Origin of the sequence: Bifidobacterium pseudolongum subsp. globosum, assembly GCF_004155535.1 — a bacterium.
Taxonomy (GTDB): Bacteria; Actinomycetota; Actinomycetes; order Actinomycetales; family Bifidobacteriaceae; genus Bifidobacterium; species Bifidobacterium pseudolongum_C.
In genome coordinates, this window is the sequence record NZ_RYUH01000015.1 from 76,867 (window position 1) to 103,347 (window position 26,481).

16 protein-coding genes and 2 pseudogenes are annotated in these 26,481 nt (G+C 62.4%); 2 read left to right on the plus strand and 16 right to left on the minus strand.

The annotated features are described in order from the left end of the window. Positions 1-566 precede the first annotated feature (566 nt). Positions 567-1,196 carry a flavodoxin gene (locus tag PG2093B_RS08305; protein ID WP_129898092.1) on the plus strand — a complete coding sequence of 210 codons (630 nt, stop codon included), beginning with the start codon at positions 567-569 and terminating at the stop codon, positions 1,194-1,196. Positions 1,197-1,242: 46 nt separating this feature from the next. Beyond that, positions 1,243-1,773 (plus strand): annotated as a pseudogene (locus PG2093B_RS08310) (glucosamine-6-phosphate deaminase); the annotation flags it as partial. 435 nt (positions 1,774-2,208) lie between these two features. Here the strand turns inward: PG2093B_RS08310 and PG2093B_RS08315 are convergent. The 16 genes and pseudogenes from PG2093B_RS08315 to pulA all read right to left on the minus strand — a co-directional run. Next, positions 2,209-2,493 (minus strand): annotated as a pseudogene (locus PG2093B_RS08315) (glycoside hydrolase family 3 C-terminal domain-containing protein); the annotation flags it as partial. Next, positions 2,460-3,017: a carbohydrate ABC transporter permease gene (locus PG2093B_RS08320; protein ID WP_129898093.1), complete on the minus strand. Its 558-nt coding sequence runs from the start codon at positions 3,015-3,017 to the stop codon at positions 2,460-2,462. The gene PG2093B_RS08320 and the pseudogene PG2093B_RS08315, both read right to left, overlap by 34 nt. Continuing rightward, positions 3,014-4,123 (minus strand): ABC transporter substrate-binding protein, encoded by a 1,110-nt coding sequence (locus PG2093B_RS08325; protein WP_242502895.1) that lies wholly within the window; start codon positions 4,121-4,123, stop codon positions 3,014-3,016. The genes PG2093B_RS08320 and PG2093B_RS08325 overlap by 4 nt, the downstream gene beginning before the upstream one ends. 463 nt (positions 4,124-4,586) lie before the next feature. Next, a complete protein-coding gene (locus PG2093B_RS08330; RefSeq protein WP_129898095.1) occupies positions 4,587-5,309 on the minus strand; it encodes an HAD family hydrolase in 723 nt (240 codons plus the stop codon). 75 nt (positions 5,310-5,384) lie between these two features. After that, the gene (locus PG2093B_RS08335; RefSeq protein ID WP_165369755.1) at positions 5,385-8,330 is read right to left on the minus strand and encodes a Spy0128 family protein; all 2,946 of its coding nucleotides are present in this window, start codon (positions 8,328-8,330) and stop codon (positions 5,385-5,387) included. Then, entirely contained in the window at positions 8,327-13,885 is a 5,559-nt protein-coding gene (locus PG2093B_RS08340) for a Cna B-type domain-containing protein (protein ID WP_165369756.1), read from the minus strand. The genes PG2093B_RS08335 and PG2093B_RS08340 overlap by 4 nt, the downstream gene beginning before the upstream one ends. Positions 13,886-13,958: 73 nt before the next feature. Beyond that, on the minus strand, positions 13,959-14,897 hold the full coding sequence (locus PG2093B_RS08345; protein ID WP_165369757.1) for a class C sortase: 939 nt from the start codon (positions 14,895-14,897) through the stop codon (positions 13,959-13,961). A gap of 94 nt (positions 14,898-14,991) precedes the next feature. Next, complete coding sequence (locus PG2093B_RS08350) at positions 14,992-16,605, minus strand: isopeptide-forming domain-containing fimbrial protein (protein ID WP_165369758.1); 1,614 nt, start codon at positions 16,603-16,605, stop codon at positions 14,992-14,994. A 457-nt stretch (positions 16,606-17,062) separates the two neighbouring features. Further along, on the minus strand, positions 17,063-17,626 hold the full coding sequence (locus PG2093B_RS08355) for a heat shock protein transcriptional repressor HspR (protein WP_242502896.1): 564 nt from the start codon (positions 17,624-17,626) through the stop codon (positions 17,063-17,065). A gap of 5 nt (positions 17,627-17,631) precedes the next feature. After that, positions 17,632-18,669 (minus strand): DnaJ C-terminal domain-containing protein, encoded by a 1,038-nt coding sequence (locus PG2093B_RS08360; RefSeq protein WP_129898100.1) that lies wholly within the window; start codon positions 18,667-18,669, stop codon positions 17,632-17,634. A gap of 130 nt (positions 18,670-18,799) precedes the next feature. Next, on the minus strand, positions 18,800-19,459 hold the full coding sequence (grpE, locus tag PG2093B_RS08365; protein WP_129898101.1) for a nucleotide exchange factor GrpE: 660 nt from the start codon (positions 19,457-19,459) through the stop codon (positions 18,800-18,802). Next, a complete protein-coding gene (gene dnaK / locus PG2093B_RS08370; RefSeq protein WP_129898102.1) occupies positions 19,459-21,321 on the minus strand; it encodes a molecular chaperone DnaK in 1,863 nt (620 codons plus the stop codon). Before dnaK ends, grpE begins: the two co-directional genes overlap by 1 nt. Positions 21,322-21,725: 404 nt before the next feature. After that, the gene (locus PG2093B_RS08375; protein WP_129898103.1) at positions 21,726-22,766 is read right to left on the minus strand and encodes a LacI family DNA-binding transcriptional regulator; all 1,041 of its coding nucleotides are present in this window, start codon (positions 22,764-22,766) and stop codon (positions 21,726-21,728) included. 61 nt (positions 22,767-22,827) lie between these two features. Further along, positions 22,828-23,595: a TraX family protein gene (locus PG2093B_RS08380; protein WP_129898104.1), complete on the minus strand. Its 768-nt coding sequence runs from the start codon at positions 23,593-23,595 to the stop codon at positions 22,828-22,830. 41 nt (positions 23,596-23,636) lie between these two features. Then, on the minus strand, positions 23,637-24,401 hold the full coding sequence (locus PG2093B_RS08385; protein ID WP_129898105.1) for an HAD family hydrolase: 765 nt from the start codon (positions 24,399-24,401) through the stop codon (positions 23,637-23,639). A gap of 28 nt (positions 24,402-24,429) precedes the next feature. Then, positions 24,430-26,481, minus strand: a complete 2,052-nt coding sequence (gene pulA / locus PG2093B_RS08390; protein ID WP_129898106.1) for a type I pullulanase — start codon at positions 26,479-26,481, stop codon at positions 24,430-24,432.

Sequence of the window (26,481 nt, forward strand, 5' to 3'; positions counted from 1 at the left end):
CCGGACGATCACAGGCGGTTGTCATGCTCCGCGGCCCCGAATATGACTTCTGTCTGCAAGCTCCGGAGATCTGTCGTATATAACCGCCCATGCCATGACGTTCGTCTACAGACTCCAGAGATTCGTCATGCACAACCACCTCAATCACGACTTCCGTCTGCAGACCGGCGAGATTCGTCATTCCTCACCGCCCAAACCATGACTGTCGTCTGGAATACGTGCCCGGGATCAAACCTTCCTCGCTACGGGTAGTGCCTTCCTTGCTACGGGTAGTGCTTGCACGGATAGCATCCCCCTATAGTCGTTGAAAAATGGCGGATCATAGGGTGGGGTAAGCCAGAAAAGCACTACCCGTAGCGTAGGGAACACTACCCGTAGCGGCAACGCACAATCCGCAGCAGGAATAGATTGCGATTGCGCATATATTCTGCGCACACATGCACATTAGTTTGCACCATGCGCGCATGAGACACTGGTCGTACGCATTGCGCATGCGGCAGATGCACTGGCGCAGAGACAAGAGACAGAGATACACAAAAACACATAGGGACACCAGGGAGGAAACCATGCAGTGGGGCAAGCGTCTTCTCACATGCGTCGCGGGCGCGGTGGCCATCATCTCGATGGCGGGGTGCGGCGGATCGGGCAATACCGGAAACGGCGCATCGCCGGCACCCGAAGCCACGCAGACGATCACACCGAGCACAGGCGGTGAATCGGCGACGCTCGTGGCCTATTTCTCCGCGACCGGCAGCACGAAGCGCGTCGCGGAAGACATCGCAAAGACCACCGGCGGCACGCTGTTCGAGATTGAGCCGGCCGAGCCGTACACGAGCGACGACCTCAACTACAGCGACCCCGATAGCCGCGTGAGCACGGAGCACGACAACGAATCGCTGCGGGATGTGAAGTTGAAAACGACCGACGTGCCTGATTGGAGCAGCTACACGACGGTGTACATCGGCTACCCGATCTGGTGGGGTGAAGCGGCATGGCCGATGAACACCTTTGTACGCGCCAACGATTTCAGCGGCAAAACCGTGATTCCGTTCTGCACGTCCGCGAGCTCCCCGCTCGGCTCAAGCGCGAGCAACCTGGCGAAGCTCACCACAACGGGCGACTGGAAGGAAGGCCAGCGGTTCAGTTCGTCGGCGAACACGCAGACCGTGGAGGACTGGGTCAAGCAGCAGTCCTGAGCGCTTTCGCGCACAACGAAGATGCGGACTGTATCGTGTTCGCATACGCACCGTCGTCGAACCGCTCGGACTCGACCCGGCGCTCGTGCACGTGCCGGACGGCAACCTCGACACGATCGAGCACGCCGGCGCGCAGTACGACGCGGCGATCGAGGCGGCGGGCGGCGTCGACGTGCAGATCCTCGGCATCGGCACCGACGGGCACATCGGATTCAACGAACCAGGCTCATCGCTCGCGTCGGGCACACGCATCAAAACACTCACCCAGCAGACACGCGAAGACAACGCCCGCTTCTTCGACAACGACACCGACCAAGTGCCCACACACTGCATCACGCAGGGCATCGGCACGATCATGAAAGCACGGCACCTGGTACTGCTCGCGTTCGGCAGCGGCAAGGCCGAGGCGATCGCCGAAACCGTGGAAGGCGGCGTCTCGGCGTTCTGCCCGGCGAGCGCATTGCAGTTGCATCCGCACGCGACCGTGATCGTCGACGAGAAGGCCGCGTCGAAACTGCGCAACAAGGACTACTACCGCTACGCCTACGAACACAAGCCCGAGTGGCAGGGCATCTGACCCACCCCGCCCGCGCACGCCGCGGCGCGCACCACACCCATACGTACGGACCCAGAAACCAGAAGTGGCACCATGCAGCACGAACAATCATCAGAACCAGATGGCATCTCACGCAGCCCGCAGGCGCGGCAAGCCGAGGCCGAACGCATCGCACAGTCATTTGAGCGCCCGCCACAGGCCTTCGGCATCGTCAACGCTACGCGCATCGACGCACGCGGCATCGCCCCCGACAGTTGGGCGATCAGCGAAGACGGCGTGATCAGCGAGACCGGAACGTCGGCGCAGGCGTTCGAGGCAGCCGCCGAACGGCACGGCATCGTCGAAGAAAGCCGTTTCGACGCGCACGGCATGCTGCTGGTGCCCGGCTATGTGGACATCCATGCGCACGGAGCGTGGGGCAAATCGTTCGACGACGGCGCAGACGGCATCCGCACCGCGCACGCCGGTGTTCGTCAGGTCGATTTCGACATGCACCACGTCTTGCGCGGTGAACTCGGCGCCGTTCGTGATGCGCGGCTCGCCATATGCGAAGGTCGTGTACGAGAGCCCCTCGCCGAACGCGAACGCCGGGTCCTGTGTCAGGTCCGCGTAGCGGTCGCCATGCTACCCGCGTATCTCGTTGTAGAAGACCGGCAGCTGCCCTGCATGGCGCGGGAACGTGATCGGCAGACGCCCGCTCGGCTCGGTCATGCCGAAGATGATCTCGGCGATCGCGCGGCCGCGCGCCCCAGATTCGGCTGCCCTATGCTCACTTGGTTGAAACCGAGTTTGTAGAGGTACAGCGAGACGGTCAGGTACTGGTTGTTCGGACCGCCGGCCGCGCCGGTGCCGTTGTTGAACATCTGCACTTCGTCGAAGATCTGCAGGCCGCCGATCGTGGAGTTGATGATCACGAAGATGAGCGTCGGCTTGAGCATCGGCAGCACGACCGAGAAGAACGTGCGCGCCTTGCCCGCGCCATCCACGATCGCCGCCTCGATGACGTCGTTGGGCACCGCCTGCATGGCGGCGAGCGTGTTGGTGCGCCACGCGACCGGGTTCATGCCGAGCGTCTGCAGCAGCATGTTCGCGGCATCCATGCGGTCGGAGAAGATCTGCGAGAAGATGATGCCCGCGGTGGACGCGGCCACGATGTACGGCAGCAAGAAGAACGGCGCGATGTACAGGTACGGGGTTGCCTTGTACGCCAAGCCGGACAGGCGGCCGGAGCGGGCCTGTGGCTGCGCGGAGGATACGGTGGTCATGATGCGCCTTCTTTCGAATGGATTACGACATCGCCGCGGCTGATCGCAGTGCCGAACTTGGCGTCGATGTCGTAGTACTGGCCATTGATGTACGGGATGTGCTTGATTGCCGCGGCGCGGTTCGCGAAGATCTTGCCGACCGGCGCGTTGTTGAAATACTCGTCCTTTTTGTTGGCGGCTTCCTCCTTGACCGGCGAGGATTCCGGCACGACGAGCCATGAGCCACCCTGGTCGGCTCCAGTGCCGCCAGGCGTGATGTCCGCGATGTCCCAGCCACGGAAGTCCGGGCCGGCGTTGCCCTTGATGTTGTTGAGCAGCCATGCCGGGGACATGATTGTCGCAAAGCCGTCTTCGGAGCCAAAGGCGGAGTTCCAGTCATCGGTCCACGAGTCGAGGTGCGCGGAGATGTCCGAGTTCTCGGCCACTTCGTCAAAAATGCCGTGCACGGTCTTGTCGGTCGCGATGATCTTGTCGTCGGTGCTGACGAACACCTCTTTCTGCTGCATCTTCATCATGGCGGCCGCATCGCCCATGTTGTCGATGAACGGCTTGCCGGTCTTCTTGGTGTACTCCTGGCCGATCTCGAAGTAACGGTCCCAGCTGGCGCTGTCGCCGCCGAAGTATTCCTTCACCTTGTCGCGGTCGGATGGCAGCCCGGCCTTTTCGAACAGGTCCTTGCGGTAGCACATCGCCGTGGGGCCGATGTCGGTGCCCACACCGATCATGCGGCCGTCCGCGGTGCCGCCTTCCTTGACCCAGTCCGGCCAGCTGTTGTCGTTGGCGTACGGGGCCAGGTCGACGAACTTGCTGCCCATCGCGCGAATCGACGGCATCCATGCGATGTCCACCGCGGAGATGTCGTAAGTGTTGGCGCCCGAGGAGATGGCCGTGTTGAACGCCGTGCGCGCCTCGTCGGAGCTGGACGCCACGGTCTCCTCGACCTTGACGTTCGGGTTCTCTTTTTCGTACTGCGCCCACAGGTCGGCGCCCGGCTTCTGATCCGTGCTCTTGCCATACCCGAAGTTGTTGAATGTCTGAATCTTGACGATGGTCTTGCCATCGGCCGTCTTCGACTGCGCGTCGCTGCCGCCGCCACATGCCGCCATGGATGCCACCATTGCAGCGGAGGCAGCAATCACGATTGGTGTACACATCGTCTTCCATAGACGAGAACGGAATCCTACCATGATTCAATTCGAACCTTGTGGATTCGTGTTGAATGTGTGTAATGTTACTGACTGTTCAGTAAGTTTTCGAGCGAGATGCCTATCGGCGTGTTGTTTTCTTGCACACAATGCCCTCATTTGCCCATCCCACACGGTGCCTCTGGGCATGCGAAGAGGCTGGCGGGATCGTTGCCGCCCTCTTCGTTCCAACACCAGATGGTGTGCAGACTACGGGTAGTCTTTTTTCGCTGTTTCCGTCACGCATTTCGCCGTTTTGGTCATTTTTTCGATGATTTTGTGACCAAAACGGCGAAATGCGTGACGGAAACGGCGAAAATGGCGCCCAAAACAGCGAAAAGGCGCACCTAGGATCCAAGGGGCGTGAGACAGAGCCGCTTCCCGCTCACGCCAACGGCGCGAGGCGGTCGTACATGCGCTGCACCATGCGGTTGAGGGATTCCGGCGTGATGCCGTCGTAGTTCTCGGTCGTGGTGTACCCCGGCCCAGGCACATAACCGCCGGCCAGATACCCTGTCACCACAACCGTCGTCATGCCGGAGGCGGCGGCGGACGTGCGCCCGCTCATCGAATCCTCGAACGCCACGCAGCACGGCAGCAGCACGTCGGGAATGCCGAGTTTCGCCGCCGCGAGCCTGTACGGCGCCGGATCGGGCTTCTTCGCCACATCGTCATCGCCGCACACATACCCGGCGAACGCGCCCTCCGGTGCCTGCGCGATGAGGTTTTCGGCAAGGTCGCGCGGCGAGGTCGTCACGAGCATCGACGGGATGCCCGCGTCGCGCAGCTGCTCGAGCAGACGGCGCACGCCGGGGATCCACGGCAGTTGCTTCTTTTCTTCGTCGGTCACGTATTGGATCATGCGGCGGCCGATCTCCTCAGGCGGCAGCGGGCATCCAAGATCGGCCATCTCTTGCGCGATCTGCGGCACTGGGCGCCCAGAGCCGCCTTCGGCCAGCTGCTTCGTCCAGTGGCCTCCGTATTCGCGCACAAGCCTCAGCTCGCCCTCATGCCACAGCGGCTCGGAATCGATGAGCGTGCCGTCCATGTCCCAGAACACACCCTGCAATGCCTTGAGCTTGGCAGCCCCGTTTTTCTGAACACTCATGCGCACCTCATTTCGCCATCGTCATGCTGCGAGTATCGTCCGTGCCCACGATACTCGCAGCGATGGCGCGGCATGTCACGCGCTGTGCCTGCCCGCGTGACGGCGATTCACCATGCACAGCATGACGAACGTCGCGACGAACGCGGCCACCAGCAAGGCGACCCACGGAGCCGAGCCGGTCTGCGGCATCGCCGACATCTGGCGCGACTGGTTGACGAAGACGGCCGCATGTGCACCGTCCGCGCCGTCCACCTGCGCGCCTCCGCTGTATGCGACGGCGACCTGCAGCTGGCCTGTGCCGTCATCTGTCACGTCCACGGTGGCCGTCACCGCGCGCCCGTCGTACGTGACGCCGTCCTGATGGGTGTTCTGCTCACGGATGTGGTACACGTACTTCCCCACGGCGTCGTACGTCAGCTGTGGGAACACGACCGAGCCGTCTTCCGCGTTCGGCGCCTCGGACACGTCGTTGCACACGTCACCCGACACCTCGCACAGCGAGAACCGGAACGCGCCGGCCGTCATCTGGCGCAGCGGCGAGCCAGTGCCGTATTGCACATACTTCGCCGCATTGAGCGTGGCCACCGCCGGCTTGGCTTGGTAGGTGTTGGCGGCGGTCACAGAGACATGCCCTGCCGCCTGCAGCGTGCCGGTCGCGTGGTCGATCGACGCGAGCGCGTACCCGGCGGGCAGATCCGTCTCTTCCACACGGTAGTTCGTGTAGGCCGGGATACCGCTGATCGTGGCGTTCCCGCCGGCGCGCAGATGCACGGTGCCCACGCCGTTGCGGAACTCCACGCCCGAATACGTGCCACTGACCGCCTGCTTGTCGTGCCCGGTGAGGGTGACCTTGAATGTGAAGTCCTTCGACGTGTCTGTTGTGCCGGTGACTGTCTTGTGCAGTTCGATCGACGCCGGCTTCGTCGTGTTGCGGAATGTCGTGTCCCCGGTCAGCTGCACGACGGCCTTGAGGTTGCCTTTGTTCTGCTCGTCGTCGGTCACGGTGATCTTCACTTCGACCGGGTGCGTGTCCATGTCGACCGTGTCGCTCACGCCCGTCTCGTTGACGAAGTAGGTGTATTCACCGGCTTTGTTGAGCCACAGCGGATCGAATTGGACTATTGCCCCGACGTTGCGTGCGGTCTGGAGCTGCTTCCCGGATGAATCGAGGAGCTGGAAGTCGAACTGCGTGCCGGGAACATTGCCGTCGAGCAGCTTGGTGAATTTCAATGTGACCGTCACGGCACCAGGCGCATAGTGATTGGTGAACTGCGCGTTGGCCACTGCGTTCGGCGGAATTGTGCCCTGCGTGCCTTGGTGGCCGTACTGCACCCAGCCGGGCAGCATGCCGGAATCACCACTGATTGGGCCGGTCTCACTGGAACCGAGCTTCTTCCACTGCGCATAGAGTGTGTAACGGGCGCTTTCCTTCGGATCCGCTGGACGCCATGAATCACCTGTCTGATAGAGCGTTATGGTGTCGGTGGGCTGCGTGGACCAACCGATGAATTCGTAGCCAAAGCGCAGGAATGTGCACCGCGGAAGAGTGGCCGCGTCCTTGAGTTTGGTCGTCGACGACGGCATCGAGCCCATACCACCGTTGGAGTTGTAGTCGATGATCCATGACGGGGTATGGACCCACACAGTGCCGTGGGCGAGCATGGCTTCGCCGTCATCATCCTCTTGAGCCAGCCGATTGGAAAGCTGCTCCCATGTCCACGGGCCATATGCGCCATCCTCACGCATGATCTGCGGCATGTCCACATTCAGCCCGATGTCACTTGACGACGATGTATCGCCATAGGGGACGTTGCTGTTGATAAACGCGTACCCGCCATTCTTATACGACGGAATACCGATGCGCTCCAGATTCGGGCAGTTGTAGAACATGCCCATGGGGTCTTGGACGTTGTATATGTACCAGTTGGCTACGGCTGATGCATCCGTCAGTCCAGTGCAATCGCGGAACATCGAATTGAGCGACATCACAGAACGCAACTCCCAATGGGACAACGCATTCAGGGTTGTCAGGTGGACGCAACCTTGGAACATGCCCCCCAATGTATTGGGGCCTAATCCCTCATCACTGGTCAGCTTCCAATCTGCAAGCGCTGAGATATCGGTCAGATTGGAGCAGCCGGAGAACAGCCCAGCGTTTACTGTGCTTGTGTCGTCCTGTCCGGGATACCACGTTGCATTGGACAGATATTCCAGATTCCCCACATTCCAGTGTTCCAACCCATGCAGATTCGTCAAACCTGTGCAATCTTGGAACATACCGCTGATGTCGCCATTGCCCGCGTGGGGGAACCGCCAATTCGACAGCGCGGAAAGATCGGTCAGCCCGGAACACCCCTGGAACATGCCCTCACCTTTGTTGCGGGAATCATAATACCCATCCCCATACGAGGAGGGATAACTGCTCCCCAGATGCACGCCATTTTCCGAAGCGAATTGCCAGTGCTCCAATCCATGCAGATTCTTCAGACTCGTGCAGTCTTGGAACATCGCCCGGCCATATACGAGCTTGCTCGCGTCCCAGTCCGACAGGCCCTCAAGCGATTCGAGGTTCTCGCACCCATAGAACAGCAGATCGCTGTTGGCGTTGAGGTGGATTGTGCCTGTCGATTCGATGTTCTTGATGTCCTTGCGGCGTGTGTACCACGGCAGGTCCGACAGCGGGCTGTCCACCGACGCGGAACCGGTCGTCCCCTCATCGCCCGTCCATGGACGTATGTGCAAGGTGCCTTGCTCGTCGATCTTCCAGCCGATGCCTTCATCGGTCGTGACACTGCTGTCCTTCCACTGTTGGTAGCCGTCCGCATCCACAACGGGCGTTGTTGCGGGCTCGGCATCCCGCGGCTGCGCCGTGTTGTCCGGCTGATTCGTGACTTGCGCCGTCTCCGGTGCCCGCTCAGTGGATTGGTCCTGCTGTGCGAATGCCGGCTGCACCCATGGGCAGAGCATCGCGAATGCCGCCACAGACGCCGCGAGCGCGCGTCCAATCGCCTTCCCGCTCATCGCGTTTCTCCTTCCTGTGCCGCCTGCGGCATGGTGACCGAGTCGACCTCGGTCACCAGATAGCTGGTGCCGCCCGGTATGTTGTTGATGACCACCCATCCTTCGGCAGGCACCGCAATACGGAATCTGCCGTTCTTGACGATGACGGTCACATCGGACTCAGTGGTCGCCGTCGCTTTGCCGTTCGCATCGAATGCGGTGGGGGTATACACCTTGGCGGTGCGCCGCCCGTCGAATGAATCCGCGCCCTTCGGCACGGCGAGCGTCACTTCCATGGGGAACTTCGTGTCGCGCTTCGCCTGCGTCGCGCTGTCGGCGGTCAGGTGCTTCGTCAGCTTCAGGCCACCCGTCTGCGCGCGGTTCGTCCAGACGAGCGGCACACTGCCGGTCTGCCCAGTGAAGCTCTGCTTCACCTGCAACGTGCCATCGCCGTTGTCAGTGATTTGTGCGCTCACGGTTTCACTGTGTGTGTCCCAGATGATGTTCGCGGAGTCGGCGCCGTCCTTCTCCTCGCTCACCGTGTATTCGTAGGTCTTGCCTGCGTCCGCCTCGGTGTAGTGAATCGTGGGGAACACCGCCTCGCCGCTCTTGTTGGTTGTGGCGGCGGCGACCTGCTTGCCGTCCTTGGTGATGACGAACCGGAACGCGCGCTTCGTCAGGTCGCCGCCCACGAACACCTTGTTCGCCGTGAGGTTGAGCTCGCCGCTCGCCGTGTACGTGTTGGTGAATGTCGGCGGTGCGCCGAGTTCGTGGCCCTGCACATCGTAGTAATGGGGCACGGCGCTGATTGTTCCATCGGCGTTGTCCACAACATGGACCTGGGCCGTATACTGCGTGGCGTCATACGTGTACCCGGGCCGGCCATAGTCGATCTCGCTGATGCGGTAGACGTAGGTCTTGCCCACATCCTTGTTCGTATACCCGATGCGGCCGAACTCCACATTGCCGTCCTGGTCGTTGTAGGCGACGCGCAGTGTCTGCGGCGTGCCGTCATCGCCAGTGAGCGGGTTCCCATTGCCATCGAGCTGTTGCACGATGAACCCGAACTGCATGTTGCCGAGCTTGCGGCCCTTGAGCACCTTCTTTGCGCTGAGCTGCACGCCGCCATGGGTGTGGTACACGTTGAGCACGTTGGCTTGTGTGGTGCCTCCGGTCGTGACGGTACCGTTGAGCCGTTCGCTGCCGTCTATGGTGAATCCGCTCAGGTCCTGCTCGCTCCACACGTATGTGTCTTGGGACGGCACCTCATGGACCACCACCGTCTGGCCTGCGCGCAGGCGCACGGAACCACCGGTCCCAACGGTGCCCTCGCCGGAATCGCCATCAAGCGCCGCAGTGCTTCCGTCGGCGTTCTGCCGTGTCCAGCGGTAGGTGCCCGAATCGGGGTCGCCATTCGGCTTGCGCAAGACAAGCTGGAAGGTGAACACCGCGTCGCGGGTCTCGTCGGTCACGTCCGAAGCGCTCTTGGAGATGCTGATGTTGCCGAAGGGATGGTAGGTGTTGGTGATGGCGAAGCCATGGTCGAGCGTGGCGCCCGCCACATCCTCACCGTACCCGGTGCCTCCGCCGGCGTATGTGGGGATGTATCCTTCCACATACGCTTCCTTGACCGTGTACGCGTACGGCACACTGCCATTGGCGGTCTTATGGTTCTTGGGCAGTGTGCCGAAGTCGTAATCCCACTTGCCGTCGACACCCGGAGTGACGGTCTTCTTGTCCACGGCCGTGCCGTCGCGGTACAGGGTCACCTCGATGCTCTTCGGCCGCGTGGAAGCGCTCTGCTCCCCCGCCCACGTCTTTTCGCCGCGCACCGGCACGGTGTCGATTGCGTGTGTGTTCGTCAGGGTGGCCGTAGCCCCGGTACCCGTGAGTTGCACATCCGCCGACACCGTGTACCCTTGCGGCACGTCCGTCTCCGCGGCGTTCCATGTGTATGCATTGCCGGATTCGTCCGTCTGCGCGAGGTTCTCGAACTCATGCTTCCACGAATTCGACGCGTCCAGTGTGACTGGCTCACCGTATGGCTTGCCATTGCGCGTCAATTGCACCGAAATGGACTGTGCACGTTTGCCGTCGCGGTCGTTGTCGTCGTTCCACTGCTTGAGTACCACGACCTTGAACGGGACAAGCGCGATCTTTGTGTAATCTTGGTGCACGAACTCGTCGGACTGTTGCGGCTTGAGCGAGTTCGACGCCGACATGTACACGTTGTTGTACGCGCATGCCTGTTGGGTGGCATATTCGTTCGAGGCGTCGCCGCTCGGCGCGCGCATGCGCAGCTGCACTTGCAGTTGCTGCCCTTCGTCGAGCGTGAACTCGCCGCCGTTCGTGGTTTTCGAACAATCGACCGCGATCGCCTTCACGCTGCTCAAATCCGCAGGTGCCGTTCTCGTCCATATCGGAGACGTCAGGTCGGGCTTCGTGGTGCTGCCTTGCAAGCCCGGCGACTGTGTGGCGTAGTAGACGACGGGTGCGATGCCCTTGGCCTGCAGGTCCGAGGTGTCGACGCCCAACAAGGTGCCATGCCACTGTGGCTTGCCATGGTCGGGCTTTCCGCGGTCGGGCACGTACTGCTCAAGGTCGTCGTACAGCACCAGATTGCGCATGCGGTCGCCCTTGGCTGTCTCGTAAGTGAGGCGGTACCTGTACACGCCTCCCTGCGCCACGCTCGCCCCATCCGCGCTGTTGCCGTCGCTGACTTCGGAAATCCACGATCCGTCCACGTCATGCGAGACCGCCTTGTGCAGCCCCACGAACGCATACGTGAGGGCGCTGATGGGCAGCACGCTGCTCGCATACACCACGCTCGGGTTCTTGGCACCGGTGAGGTTCGTCATGTATTGTTCCACGCCCTTGGTGGCCTGCGCGGAATCGGTGTTGTTGCCGGCGGTAGGGTCGTCGGCCTCGCCTTCGCGCCCCGGCACGGTCCCCAGATACGGTGCGCGGGAGGCGTACGCGATGTTGTTCGTCAGCGTCGTCTCCAGACCGCCATCGCTGGTAAGGCCGCCATCCTCCTTGAGGTCGAACCACGAATACGTGGCGTTGAAGTCCAACGTGAGCCGTTCGCCGTAGATGTCTTCGTTGCCCACCTCGTACTCCTGCGCCTGCATGGTGTGCCGCACGTCGACGATGAGCATCGTCCTGCCGCTGCCACGCCAATTGTCCACTGTGCGCACCGACTGCAGGCCGTCCGCCTTGATGCTGCCAAGGTCCACACGCACGTTGCGCGGCAGCAGATCGTAGTACGTGCCGCCTGGGTCGGATGGCAGCACTCCCGCAGCCACAAGGCTGTTGTACGCCGACTGTGTGGTCTGGTTCGAGGCTTCGAACACATTCGCCGTGTAATGCATGGAAACCTGCTGGTTCGTCTTGTCCACGCCGGTCTGCTTGCCGCTCTTGGTCATCCACACCGACTGCGATGCCGCGCCCAGCCTGTCGGCGCCAGTGAACTGGTTCCCTGAGATCTGGATCGTCTCGCCGTCGAGTTTCTGGCTGACCGTCATCTTCGCGGTGTTGGTCGTATCGGTCTGCGGTGTCTGCGTTTCTCCCATGAGCTTTGTGGCCAACGCCTTGATGCGGTCGTTGGCATTGAGCGTGATGGTGGGCACCACGCTGGTGTAGATGCTCGCCGCCGTTGTCGAGTAGCTCATCTTCCACTGGGTGACGCCTTGCGGCAGGTTGAGCACGTCGCCGCTGGCGCTCGCCCCGTTCATGGCTTGCAGATTGATTGTGCCCACGCCGCCGTTCGACCATGATGCCGTTCCATACTGCACCCAGTCGCCCTGTGCGGACTTGCCGAACAGGGCGATGTCCGGCCGCGCGACGGACGGATCGCGGCGGAACTGCCACCGTTCCCACGACGACCCTGTATATGAATACATCGCCGGGTCGAACACGCGCAACGAGGTGACGGCGTAGTCCGCGGCCGTCAAAGGAGCGGTGCCGAGCGAGGGCAAGCGGACTTCGTCATCCACGATCTGCACATCGACCGGCGTCTTGCCGTAGCTCGCCGGGTCCTTGGGATTGCCGGAACGGTCGTAGGTGTCCCTGTACGTGTAATTCGTGGAGGCGACGTCGTAGCTCAGCCGAACCGCCTTGCCCTGCGCCAGGTCATTGAGGGCATGGGGATAGCGGCCCAGGTACTTGGTGACCGGATCGTATTCCTCGCCATTCCACAGCCACTCCGAGGGGTTGTTGCCTATGGCCTCGCCATTGGGCCCCACACCCCACTTGTATACGTAGTACTCGCCGCCAGGCGCCACAAACAGGTATTCACTGTAGGTCACCGTGCTTGACGCGTCCTGTGTCGTCGTCTTATGCGTGTCTTCCGTGGTCAGTGTGTACCGCACTGTGTTCTGCATGGATTTGATGTCCACGCGGTCGGCCGTCTGCGGCACATTCTGCGGCACCGTGAATTGATCACGCGGGTACGCCATGTAGGTGTGGTAATAGAACCCGACGCCATCCTCCGTGTAGCTGGCACCATCACCGAACACATTGGCGGACGTCACGCTATGGCGGTCGTCGGATATGGTGGCGTGCGGAATGGTGGAGCCGATGATGATGCCGTGCGCGTAGGGGTCATTCTGGTTCGGCGTGTCGGTCACCCCCAAGGTGAACCGCTGGTTGCCCGCCACCTGCGCGTAGGTGTACCAGTCCACGTAGATGTAATCCTGGGCTTTGAACCCACTGGGAAGGGAAAGGTCGTCAGACCAGTCGTCGGGCATCTGTTCGCTGATCTCCCCCGTCTTCCAATCATTGATGACTTCTTCGTGTGTATTGACCACCGCATCGACGCTGTTCGAGGTCTTGCGCAGCACATTCCCCTGTGGCGTCGTCACCGTGAGCACGGTGCGCAGCGGGTCGCTCTTCGCGCCGGAGACGACCTCGGAAGGCACGACCTTCGTGAACTGCAGATCGAAGTACCCCTGGTACCCGGCGGGCAGTTTCTGCACATTCGTCACCACAACGCGGTCGTCGAGCCGCTTGTAGTTGAACACGGTCGCTTTCTGGGGGTCTTCGGGAAGCGACATGACAAGCGCGCCTTCGTCCGCGCCCGAATGGTCCTTGAAGATGTTGAGCGGGAGCGTGAACTGGATCGTACCCGCCTCGTACGGGTTCTGCCCGGAAAGCGCGAAGTTGACGCGCGCGATGAACGAAAGGGGGTCGTTCGTGGACGGATTGACGGTGTATGTGGTGTCGTGCGTTGCGCGCCACTGCACGGAGAGGTCTTCGATGGTGGTGCCATCGCCGTGCGTGACATCGGCGTCACTGTTGTCGGCCAATGGTTGCGTGGTGTTCGAGGCCGTGGCGTCGGACAGCCACTTGCCTATCACCGGCCAGCCATCATACCGCTCGTTGCGCATCGGCTGCGCCTGCACGGGCGTATAGGCGTGTGTGTGCGCGGCCGCGGGAGCCTCGGCTTCGGCCCGCTGTCTGCGGAGTGTGTCCGCGGTGATGGCTTCAGGGGCGCCGTTGGAATCCGAAGTCTGCGTTTTCGCGATGGTACGCACCGACGTCATTGGCTGTGCGCTTGAGGAGGGTTCTTCAGCCACTGCCGACATGACCGGCAGCGCTGGCACGATGCAGGCGCAAGCCGCCACACACGCTATAGCGCGCCTTGCTATCTTATTGATCGTGCCTTTCATGGTTGTCCTCCTCGGATGACGGGCCTTGGGCCCGTTGCGGCGTCCGCGCTTGCGCGCGCCGGCGCCTGGTAGTGTTGTTGTGGCTGCGGAACGCGGCCACCCATGCGGCCGCCACGACGAGTGCCAGACCGGCACCGATCGCAAGCAGACGCCACATCAACGTATGGTCCTTCGGGGCCTCGCTTTCGTAAGGGGCCTGCGAAGGTATCTCCGCCCGCACGCCAGTGACAAGCAGGCGTTGTGTATTCACGCCGTACGGTGTGCAGGTGAGCAACGTCAACTCGTCCTGCCCAGGGCGGATGCGCAACGCGTCAAAATCATCGGGGTCGATGACCGAGATGTGATCCACTTTGTAGGCAAGCGTGCGGTCGAGCACGTGGATGTAGAACACATCCCCGATTTTGGCCCCGCGCCCCACTTGCAGCGCATCGAAGAGCTGTCTGTTGGCAAGCCCCGTGTGGGCGCTGATCACGGCGTGCGTGTTCGCACCGCCTACGGGCAGGCTCGTGCCCGCCACATGCCCGGCGCCCTGTTCCAGCACCTCGGCGGAGGTGCCGTGGTAGACCGGCAACTTGATGCCGAGCTTTGGGTATGAGATGGTGGCCATGATCCTGTCGGCGGGCTTGTTGAGCTGCGCCAGATAATCCTTCGTCTCGTTCTGCCCCAAGGCCGCGGATGACGACGCGGCGAAGGGGTCGAACCCGAGCTGCGGCTGCCCCGACTGCGCAAGGCGTTCGTTGTAGGCCACGGCGGAACGGTAGAGACGGTCGTTTTCCTGTTTGGCCTGCTGCGCCACGGCGCGGTCGTGCGCATCCGCGAGCGTCGCGTCATGGCGTGCGTTGCTGACGTTCATGGTGATGAGTACGCATACGGCGAGGCACGCGAGCAGGATGCACATGAATCCCACCAAGGCACTCATGGCTTTTCCCTTGGCCCGGCGCCTCGCCGTATGGTTCGTCATTGTTCGGATGCGCCTTTCACGTATGTCGGCTCACTCACACCAACCGGTGGGGTCAGTCCTTCATGCGCGAGCGCACGATGAGCAGCGAGCCGACCGCGAGCAACGCGACGATGCCCACGATGAAGATCGTCATCCATGTGGCGCCGGTCTTCGGCATCTCCACGAGGTTACGCGCGTTCTGCACGATGACCTGGTTTGTGCCGTTCTTCACCATGTGGTTCCTGTCCGTCGTCACCGTGGTGGTCACTGTGCCGTCGTCCGGATTGACTTCGGCATTGACGGTGGCCTGCGGAAGATAGGCGCCTTCGAATGGCGACTTCGTTTCCTTGAGCGTGAAGCTCTTCGCGATGCCATCGATGTGCAGTGTGCCGTCGTCACTGGCCACATCCAGCGTCTGGGTCGTGCCGGTGTCCTTGTCGGTCGCCACACGGTACTTGCCGTCGCTCACCTTGACGAAGTTGATTGCACCGGTGCTGGATCCGGTGGCGTCAATTGCCTGGAACTCGGCTCCGGAGAGGGCCTTGCCGTCCATGTCCTGCTTTGCGATGTCCACGAAACCGGTGTATACCTTGTCGGTTGTGTTCGGCGTGGTCTTGTGGTTGGTCCAATCGTTCGGGTTCTGCGAATACTGCACCGTCGCCTCGTTGGTCTCAGGGTTGGTGGAGACCGCCTTGGCGTTGAGCTTGGCGGTGTAGGTGACGACGACGGATGCTCCCACCGGGAATGCAGTCTTCGATGGCACAATGTCCCCATTGTTGCCGAAGACAATCGCCAAGGTGCCATTTGCGGAGTCCGTCGCCGAAGTATTCGTCGCCGTATAATACTGCTTGTCAAGCGTCGTGTCACCCACGGTGATCTGCACGGTGCTGGCATCGATATCCAGACCCTTGGTATAGGAATCGTTGATGCCGTAGTAGTACTTGGTGTAGCCGGTCCAGTTCGGCACGGTCGACGTGATCTTGAAGGGGATCGCCTTGCCGATCATCGAGGATACGGCGTGTTTTCCGTTGGCAACCGAATCATGTGGGTCGAGTGCCGTGCTGGTACTGTCAATCGTCTTGTCGACGGTCGTCTTGTGCACCTTGTACTCGACGGTGCCGAGCGTGTATGCTTGTGCATCGGCTGCAGTACCTTGCAGTTTCGTCAATCCATCGATGCCGGTGCCGTTCATCGCGATGATGGCGGCCGGCGTGTTTGCAGTGTTCGTCGTGTCGACGATCGCATAGATGCCTGGGGCGACATTTGCCGTGGCCTTTGCGCCGTCCACGGCAAGCGGGGTGCCCGAAGCGCCGGTGAATGCAGCCTGCGTGTTCAACTGGTCAAGGAAGTCACGCAACTTGCCGGCCCACGGCGAGCTTTGTGAATCCATGAGGTTCTTGACGACCCACGCCATCGGGTTGGCGGTGTCGTGTTCGGCCGTGATGGACGCGTTGATGGCGTCTTTGAGGTCTGGGTTGGTGGAGACGTCGAACGATGTCACACGGCCATCAGTGCCCTTGAAACCAAACGCCTTGGAATAGGTGGCGAGCTGCACGGCCTTGAACGTGTGGCCCGCGAGGCTCTCCTCCCCTTCGGCTTTGACGGTTATGGGCTGCCGCGTCGCCACATCCAATTCCACGGAGGTCGAGGCAGGAGCAGGGTCATCAGCGAACGCAACGCCTGTCACAGCACCTCCTGCGGCCATGAAGGCGAGCGCCGCGATGGACGCGCCAATACGAGAAAACTTGTTTATTGCTTATTCTGCCTTTCTCCCCATGACTCATCTGAGGCGATTTCCATGGTAGTCACAGAAAATTGGCAATTTTTATCCTCTGGCAGCGATAACAAACGGCTTCCGCAAATCCGAGTAAAATTGTTTACCGAGCGAAAGGGCCTTCTTTTCTCCGCCCGTTTATATGCACACTTCCACCGTTGGGGCCCATCTCAATTCACCGCCAGACAAACACGTGAAGACACCTTGGCGTCATGTGTCGCAATATACCTGACCCATGCCCGGGAGCCCCTGCGTGATCATCACATATTCGTGCTACACGCCATGTGATCGAACGCATGCGGCCTATGTACAACAATGCCGGGCAAAGCTCAAAAACCTGAGCTTTGCCCGGCATGGGCCGATTTTCATGTCAACGATGGTTGGTGTGCCACAGCACCACCGACTTGGAACGCACCCCCACGGGGTCAGAACTCACACCCGCGGTCAGTTCCCGGGTCTGCGTCTGGAACTGGTGCCTCCAATGACGCGCACGCGGGCAGCGGCGCATTTCGGTGATGCGGCCGCTCATGTCCGCCGTGAAAACGCTCACACGGCCATCCGCACGCGCGGCGCGCAACTGCCGGCGCAGCTGGCGGTTCTCTTCTTCCAAATCGAGGATGCGCGCAATGCCCGTCAGATTGATGCCGTCCCGCTGGCTCATGTGCTGCGCCTGGATCAGCCTGTCGACGTCGCGCAGCGAGTACCGGCGCGCGCCGCCGCCGGTGCGCTGAGGCACGACGAGTCCGCTGCGGTCGTACTGCCGGAGCGTCTGCGGGTGGATGTCGGCCAGCTGGGCCGCGCGACCGACGCTGAAGATCGGCAGGTCGATGTCGAATCCGACGCGCGAGGCGCCGTCGAGATCGGCCCTGCCGGCCACGATCGCCATCGCGCACATCTCGTACAGCCTACGTCTCTGCTGTTCCATGCGCGCCATCGGCATCAGGCCTCCCGCTCGCTCGCGACCTCGTTCACAAAGTCGCCGCACATCTTGTCGAATTCCTTCGCCGCATGCTTCTCATGCATGCTCGGCTTCTTCGGCACGCGGATCTGCACACGGCCCACAAGGTCGCCCGTCTTGCGCGGCGTCTGCACGCCCTTGCCCGAGATGCGCACTTCGTCGCCGCTCGAGGCGCCGGCATGCACCTTGAACGTGACCTGTTCGCCGTCCATGTCTTTCGCGGTGACCTTCGCGCCGTCGACCGCCTCGCCCACAGTGATCGGCAGGTCCACGACCAGGTCGACGCCGTCCATCGTGAACTTGGGATCTTCCGTCACGGTGACCTGCAGATACATGTCGCCGGTCTTGCCGCCGTGCTTGCCGGGCTTGCCCTTGCCGGCGAGGCGGATCTTCTGGCCGTTCTTCACGCCGGCCGGGATGCGGGTCTTGAACTTCTTGCCATTGGCCTTGAGCGAGACCGTTGCGCCCTTGACCGCCTGGCGGAACGTCAGCGTGATCTTCGAGTTCAGGTCACCACCGTCTTCCGGCACCGGCGTGGGGCGGTAGCCTTGGTACGCGCCCTCGCCGTAATCGTCGTATCCATAGCCGCGGCCGAAACCTTCGCCGCCGCCGGCGCCGAACATCGAGAAGATGTCGTTGAGGTTCGAGGCGCCGCCGCCGTTCGTCGAGAAGCGGATGTGCGAGCCGTTGCCGCCGGCGCCGCCACCGAACATCGAACCGAAGATGTCGGAGAAGTCCGCACCGTCGAAGCCGCCACCGGCGCCACCCGCAAAACGGGCGCCGCCCATGCCGAATTGGCGAATCGCGTCGTACCGTTCGCGCGATTCCTTGTCTTTGAGCACGTCGTACGCTTCGGAGATGTCCTTGAACTTCTCCTCGCCCTCTTTTGTCTTGTTGATGTCGGGGTGGTACTTACGCGCGAGCTTGCGGTACGCCTTGGTGATATCGCTTTCCGAGGCGTCTTTGGAGACACCGAGGGTCTTGTAGAAGTCTTTGTTCAGCCATTCATTCTCAGCCATATTGTGCCTCCTTTCGAGGTCTTATGTTTCACTGTTGGTCGTCTGTACAAATCTGTGCATATGCGAACGTGGCCGTGGACCGGAATCGAATGCGGTCCACGGCCACGCTTGCCTGCATATGCGGCGGTCGTCACTCCTGCGGCGAGGCGACCACCACACGCGCCGCGCGAATCACCCGGTCGCCGATGCGGTACCCCGCCTCGACCACGGTGTCCACGGTCGCCTTCTCGGCCTGCGGGTCCGGCTTGTGCAGAATGGCGTCATGGCGGGTCGGGTCGAAATCCTCGCCTTTCACGCCGAACTTCTCCACGCCGAACTTTTCGAAGGCCTTGTCGATCTTCGCGGCGACGGCCTGGAACGATTCGTCCATCTCGCCGCCGTGTTCGCGGATGCGGTCAATGTCGTCAAGCGCGGGGAGCTCCGCCGCAAGCACATCGATGATGCCTTGCTGGCGGGCGCGATCCATGTCTTTCTTGGTGCGGTTGCGGTAGTTGATGAACTCCGCACGCTCGCGCTGCAGGGCCTCGAGGTATTCGGCGGCCTCTTTCTTGGCCTGGCCGAGCGGGGTCAGTTCGCCTTCCGCGGAGTCCGCCGCCGTGCCCTCTTCGGGCGTGGCGGCCTCGTCGGCCGGCTGCTCCTGCCGCGCGCCTTGAGCGTCTTCGGACTGCGCATCGTTGTTCGTTTCGGGCTGTGCCTCGGCGGCACCGCCCTCAGGGGCGACCTGCCCGGCCGCCAGCTCGTCGGCATCGGGCAGGTCGTTGAGGTAATCGTCCTTGTTGAATTCGGACATTACTTGTTGTCCTTGTCGTCGTCCACGACCTCGGCGTCCACCACGTCATCGTCGCCACTGTTGTCGGCGGTGCCCTGGTCACCCGCGGCGGCCGCGCCTTCGGCGCCCTGCTGCGCGTACAGCGCCTGACCGATCTTCTGGGCCGCGGTCATGAGCTTCTCCTGGTCGGCCTTGATCTTCTCAATGTCGTCGCCCTTGAGCGCGTCCTTGAGTTCGTTGACCGCGTCGGTGACTTCCTTGGCCACGTCGTCGGCAAGCTTGTCCTTGTTGTCGTTGACGAGCTTTTCGGTCTGGTAGGCGAAGGCCTCGGCCTGGTTGCGGGTCTCGGCCTCTTCCTTGCGCTTCTTGTCGTCGGCTTCATGGGCCTCGGCGTCGCGCACCATGCGGTCGATCTCGTCCTTCGGCAGCGCGGAGCCGCCGGTGATCGTCATCGACTGTTCCTTGCCGGTGCCCTTGTCCTTCGCGGAGACGTGCACAATGCCGTTGGCGTCGATATCGAAGGTGACCTCGATCTGCGGGACGCCACGCGGCGCCGGAGCGATGCCGGTCAGCTCGAAGGTGCCCAGCGGCTTGTTGTCACGGGCGAATTCGCGCTCGCCCTGATAGACCTGGATGAGCACGGACGGCTGGTTGTCCTCGGCGGTCGAGAAGATCTCGGAACGCTTCGCCGGGATGGCGGTGTTGCGCTCGATGAGCTTCGTCATGATGCCACCCTTGGTCTCGATGCCCAGCGAAAGCGGGGTCACGTCGATCAGCAGCACGTCCTTGCGGTCGCCCTTGATGACGCCCGACTGCACGGCTGCGCCAATGGCCACAACCTCATCCGGGTTCACGGACTGGTTCGGCTCCTTGCCGCCGTCGAGCTCCTTGACGAGCTCCTTCACGGCAGGCATACGGGTCGAGCCGCCGACCAGGATCACGTGGTCGATCTGCGAGACGGAGATGCCGGCGTCGGCCAGCACGTTGTTGAACGGCGTGCGGCAGCGGTCGAGCAGGTCCTTCGTCATTTCCTCGAAGTGCGCACGGGTGAGCGTCTCGTCGAGGTGCACCGGCGTGCCGTCAGGGGTCATGGCCAGGTACTGCATGTTGATCGTGGTGGACATGGACGAAGACAATTCCTTCTTCGCCTGCTCCGCGGCTTCCTTGAGGCGCTGCAGGGCGATCTTGTCCTTGCTCAGGTCAACGCCGTACTTGTTCTTGACTTCGCCGACGAGCCAGTCGATGATGCGCTGGTCCCAATCGTCGCCACCCAGGTGGTTGTCGCCACTCGTGGCCTGCACCTGGATCGTCGAGAAACCGTCGTCGTCCTTGCCGATCTCCAGCAGCGAGACATCGAAGGTGCCGCCGCCGAGGTCGAAGACCAGGATGCGTTCGTCTTCCTTGCCCTTCTCCAGACCATAGGCCAGAGCCGCGGCGGTCGGTTCGTTGATGATGCGCAGCACGTTCAGGCCCGCGATGGTGCCAGCGTCCTTGGTCGCCTGACGCTGGGCGTCGTTGAAGTACGCAGGGCAGGTGATGACGGCGTCGGTGACCGGTTCACCCAAGTACGCTTCGGCGTCGCGCTTGAGCTTCATCAGGATCTGCGCGGAGATCTCCTGCGGCGTCCATTCCTTGCCGTCGATGTCCACGGTCCAGTCAGTGCCCATATGGCGCTTGACCGAGCTGATGGTGCGGTCGACGTTCGTCACGGCCTGGCGCTTGGCCACTTCGCCGACGAGAATCTCGCCGGACTTGCTGAAGGCCACCACCGACGGGGTGGTGCGCGATCCTTCGGCGTTCACGATAACGGTGGGTTCGCCACCTTCCAGCGTTGCGATGCAGGAATTGGTGGTACCCAAATCAATACCGACTGCGCGTCCCATACTTGTTCTCCTTTGTTAGGTTCGCTTATTCATTAACAATGCTTGCTCAAGTCCTGTCAGGCGCGCTGCCCTCACTCTCGCGCGGGCGGCCTTCTTGGACCTTCCAAAACTTGAGCCTACATCACTCAACATTTGCTGTCAAACTTTATTCCCGCTGCGGAAAAGATTTTCCAGACGACTCCGAAAACCGCAACATACCAACGAAAACGCCGCTTCAGCAGTCGGTATGAAGCGGCGTTTTCAGTGAATTCTCAGGGCGTATTGATAGCGGCGAACGCCGGCATCACCCCCATCTCGGCGGCACGGCGTATGTCCCGGAACACTGGTGCGACCTGTGATCGCGGACATCAGCGTCTTCCTCACGACCGGACACACGTGACGCCCCCTGCTCGATATGCCCCGGCTCAGCGCTGCAACGGGGTACCGGGTTCGAGGCGCGCATCGGTGCCACGGAGCACAAGGCGCGGTTCCACAATCGAATGCGGCTCATCGAGCGACTCGCCGCGCAACAGCTTGAGGCCCTTCTTCGCGGCGGTCGACCCCATCGCGAACGGGTCCTGCCGGATGGTGGTCAAATCGACCGTATCCGCATATGAGCTGTCGTCGAAACCGATGATCGAATAATCACGGGGCGAATAATACCCGTGCCGTTGCAATTTGATGATCAGCGGGATCGCCATCATGTCCATCTGGCAGCAGATCGCGTCGGGGAACGTCTCCTCGGACAGCACGGCGGCGAGCGCGGCATCCGCGAAATCGCGGCCGCGCGGCACCGACAGCACCTTCCAGTCGATGTCGTGCGTGCTTTCAGCTGCCTCGCACGCGCGCACGAACCCGCGCCCGCGCGCGTCGATCGACGCCTCGAGCGTCTCCTCGGCGGCGGAGCACGTGTAGACGATCTTGCGGTGGCCCAGATTGATCATGTGCTGGGCCGCGCGGAACATGCCCGCTTCGTCGTCGATGCTGATCGAGGCGTCGAACGCGCTGCTCGACGGCGTGTTGATGCCGATGATCGGCACACGCGTGCGGCGCAGCTGCTCGACCTCGTTCGGTTCGATGGCGAACGACGCGACGAACACGGCGTCCACGTTGCGCAGCACCGGAAGGTTCACGAAGAACGATTCACGGTTCTTCGCGTCGTCGATGTGCTGGAAGAGCGAGATGTCGTACCCTGCGTCGTGCAACACCGAATTGAGGCCGGCGAAGACCTGCGCGTTGAACCAGCTCGTCACCTCCTCGTTCATCAGCAGCGCCACGCGGAACGTCTGCCCCGATTTGAGTGCGGTCGCGGAACGGGAGATGTTGAAGTCGAGCATCGATGCCGCTTCCATGACCCGTTCACGTGTTTTTTCGGAGACGAGCTCCGGGCGTGTGAATGCCCGTGAAACCGTGGAAATCGACACGCCGGCGATGTTCGCCACTTCACGAATGCCCTTCTTGTGCACAATGCCCCCCTTGGGTGGTTGTATTGGTCTGTGGATTGTTCGGTTGCATAGGGGTGTCCGGTCAGAGTGCCAACAGCGCACAGACCAGGAGGATGATCGGGTAGGCCGCATAGAACACCCACGGTGTCCAGAAATGGCGGTAGCCGAGCTCGCCGTTGCGGTAGTGGAGGAACGCGACGCCGATGCCGGGGGCGATGAACGAGACGGCGCCGAGCAGCGCCGCGGTGAGCATCATCGTGTTCTCACGGTGGTGCAGGAAGTAGTAGACCACGCAGAAGCCCAAGGTGAGCGAACCGATGTTGAGCATCGCCTGGCTTTGCCCCACACGCAGCAGCACGTCCCACAGCAGGCCGATGATCACAAGGAAGGTCGAAAGCGTGGCGCGCACCCAGGTCTTCAGGTCTTCCACGGCGTCGAGCAGCACCATCACCACAAGCGCCACCACAAGGCCGAACACCGGGTTCTGCGAGCGCATGTCGAAGGGATGGCTCGGCCCAAAGGTGACCATGTCGTACGGCACCTCGCACACGAGCGCGAGGATGAACAGGCGCAGCCCGTATTTGAACCAGCTGCGGGTCTTGTCGAAGCCCATGTACAGCAGCCATGCGTAGATCGGGATGGCCACCCACGAGATCGCCTCACAGAGCACGACCACGGTTAGCACGCCCATGTCGTCGGTCGACGGGGCGCCGAAGATCTTCGGCACGAGCGTCATGCTCGCTGCGGACAGGAACATGAGCATGTCGCCGATCACCTTCAGTTTGAACGTCGACAGGCCTTTCGGCTTCGCTTTCTTCTCTTCGAGGTACTTCGCGTATTCGTCCATCATTCACTTCCTGTAGATACGCCGGTGCGTCGCGCCCGGCGCGCTCACGCCTGCTCCGCCGGGGCCGCCTCGGCCTCGGCCGTATGGATGTAGTCGAGCACACCTTGGTAGTCGGCGCCTTCGAACGATGCGGCGGCCTGGTCGGCGGTCTTGCCGCCCGTGTTATCGTCGGTGTGCAGGTAGACCGCGTCGATGCCGGTCACCGCGGCGCCGAAGATGTCGCTCGCCTCGTCATTGCCCACCATCAGCGCGTGCCGGGGTTCGATGTTCTCGCGGATGAGCGCTCGACGGAAGATCTCGACCGACGGCTTGCGCACGCCTTCGTCGCTCGAGATGATCACGTCGTCGAACATCTCGTCAAGTCCGAGCAGTGTGAGTTCGGGCCGCGTGTAGCTCGCCTGCGCGTTGCTGACAAGCACGACGCGCCGCCCTTCGCTTTTGAGCGTGCGCAACAGTTCCTTCGCTCCGGGGAACAGCCGCAGTTTCGACGTCGAAGCGCGCCGGAACGTCCATGCGGCGCGGCGCGCCTGGTCGAGCGTGCCGTCCACCCAGCACGCGCGGAACAACGCGCGGTAGGCGGGCAGCAGATCCGGCTCGAACCAGTCACCGCGGTCGCGGCGGGCGTTCGCACGCACCACCTCGCGCGCGAACTGCTCGCGCAACCGCCCGTTCGTCGGGTATTCCGCGCCTTCCCGGTACAGTGCGGCGCGCAATGCGGTCCAGGCGTCTTCGGATTGTTCATCCGTGTGGATGTCCACCAAAGTGCCGTACAGATCGAACAGCACCACAGGGTAACGGTTCGCGGTCATCGCTATCAACTCCAGTCAGTGTCGCGGCTCATGCGCCGGTGTTCGGCGTGCGCTTCCAGATGGTCAGTGCGCGCGCGGGCATCGGGAACACGCCGTCCGTCCGCACGGCGGCGAATGCCGAGCGCGCGGGTTCGGCGCTCGTCGAATCGAGCACGCACGTCCAGACCGGCGGCTGCGCGGACTGCGCATCGCCGGGCGTTGCCGGCAGGTCGTCGTGCGCGTCGTCGGCGTACGCCTGCTCGATCGCGCGGGCGCTGAGCGCGGCGTCGTCATTGCCGGGATTGACCAGTACGGCGGTGTCGTGCACGCGGTACGCCACGGCGTCGCCCGGCGCGTCGACCGCGATGTGCTCGGCGCTGAACCAGTCCGGGTTCGCGCGGCGCAGTGCGATCAGCGTGCGGTAGAAGTCGAGCAGACCGCCCATGCGTGCGGCGCGCACCCAGTCGATCTGGTTGACCTCTTTGCCCGAGTCGAACGAATTGTCGTTGCCGTGTTTCGTCTTTCCGTATTCCTCGCCCGAGAGCATGAACGGGATGCCCGCGGCGGTGTAGATGATGCCCGCGGCGAGTTTGTTCGCCTCGAGCACGCGCTCCGTCTGCTCACCCGGCTCGGCTTCGTACAGCGCCTGCAGATCGACGGCGCCGTCTGCGCCGAACATGCTCACGGCCAGCTTGTCCCACAACGTCAAGTCGTCGTGCGCCGAAACATACTGCACGATCTGGCCGGCGTTGCCTTCGTTCGTCTCCGGCGCACGCCATGCGTCGGCCGCCAGTTCGATGAGCGGCTTGTTCGTGCGCGCGTCGCCGTTCACATAGCCTTTGAGCTCGCTGTAGAACACATGGCCTTTGATCGCGTCGCGCGTGCGGTCGCAGAAATGGCCGATGCGCGGGTCGAGCAGGCGCAGGCCCTGCTTGTCGGCCAGATCCGTGCCGGCGAGCGTCGTGGTCGAGGCGGCGGCCCATGGCTCGCCATACATGATGATGTCGCGGCCGCCCGGCAGCGCGTCGAGCGATGCACGGATCGCGTTCATCGTCGTCACGTCGATCAGGCCCATGAGGTCGAAGCGGAAGCCGTCGATATGGTATTCGCGGGCCCAGTACGTGACCGACTCCACGATGAAGCGGTGGAACATCTCGCGCTCGGTGGCCATGTCGTCGCCGCAGCCGGAGCCGTTCGACAGCGTGCCGTCCTCGTTGCGCCGCATGAAGTAGCCGGGCACGGTGCGTTCGAACCAGTTGTCGGCCGAATACATGTGGTTGTAGACCACGTCCATGATCACCTTGAATCCGGCCGCGTGCAGCGACTGGATCATGCGCTTGCATTCGGTGATGCGCACGGCGCCGTCGTATGGGTCGGTCGAGAACGAGCCTTCCGGCACGTTGTAGTTGAGCGGGTCATAGCCCCAGTTGAACTGGCGTTCGTCGGATTCGTCCACCGAACCATAGTCGTAGAACGGCAGCAGCTGCACCGCGGTCACGCCGAGCCGCTTGAGGTAGGCGATGCCCGTCGGGAACTCGCCATCACCGTCGAGCGAGGTCTGCATGTCGGTGAACGCGAGGTACTTGCCCTGGTGCTCCTTGGGGAAGCCGCCGTGCGGGTTGTTGCTGAAGGAGCCCACGTGGGCCTCCCACACCATCGTCTCGCCCAGCGGGGTGCTTGGGCGCTTGTCGTCGGCCCAGCCTTCCGGATCGGTGCGCGGCAGATCCACGACCATGCTGCGCCTGCCGTTGATGCCGGCGGCACGGGCCCATGGGTCGGCCGAGCGGAATGATGTGCCATTGGCGAAGTCGACGATGAAGTCGTAGTACACGCCGTCCAAGTCGCGGTCGAACATGGCGGTCCATGCGCCGTCGGCCTGCAGCTCCATGGCGGTGGCTTCGATGAGCCGGTCGCCGGTCTGCTGCTGCGAACCGCATGTGAACAGCCTCAGCGTCACAGCCTTCGCCGAAGGTGCCCAGAGAGCGAACTGGGTGCCGGATTCAGTGACCACGGCACCCAGTTGGCGTTCCAGACACAGCGGGAACGGTTCTGCGACACCCGGCTCCAGTCCTTCGGACAGAGGCTCGAATGCCTGGATCAT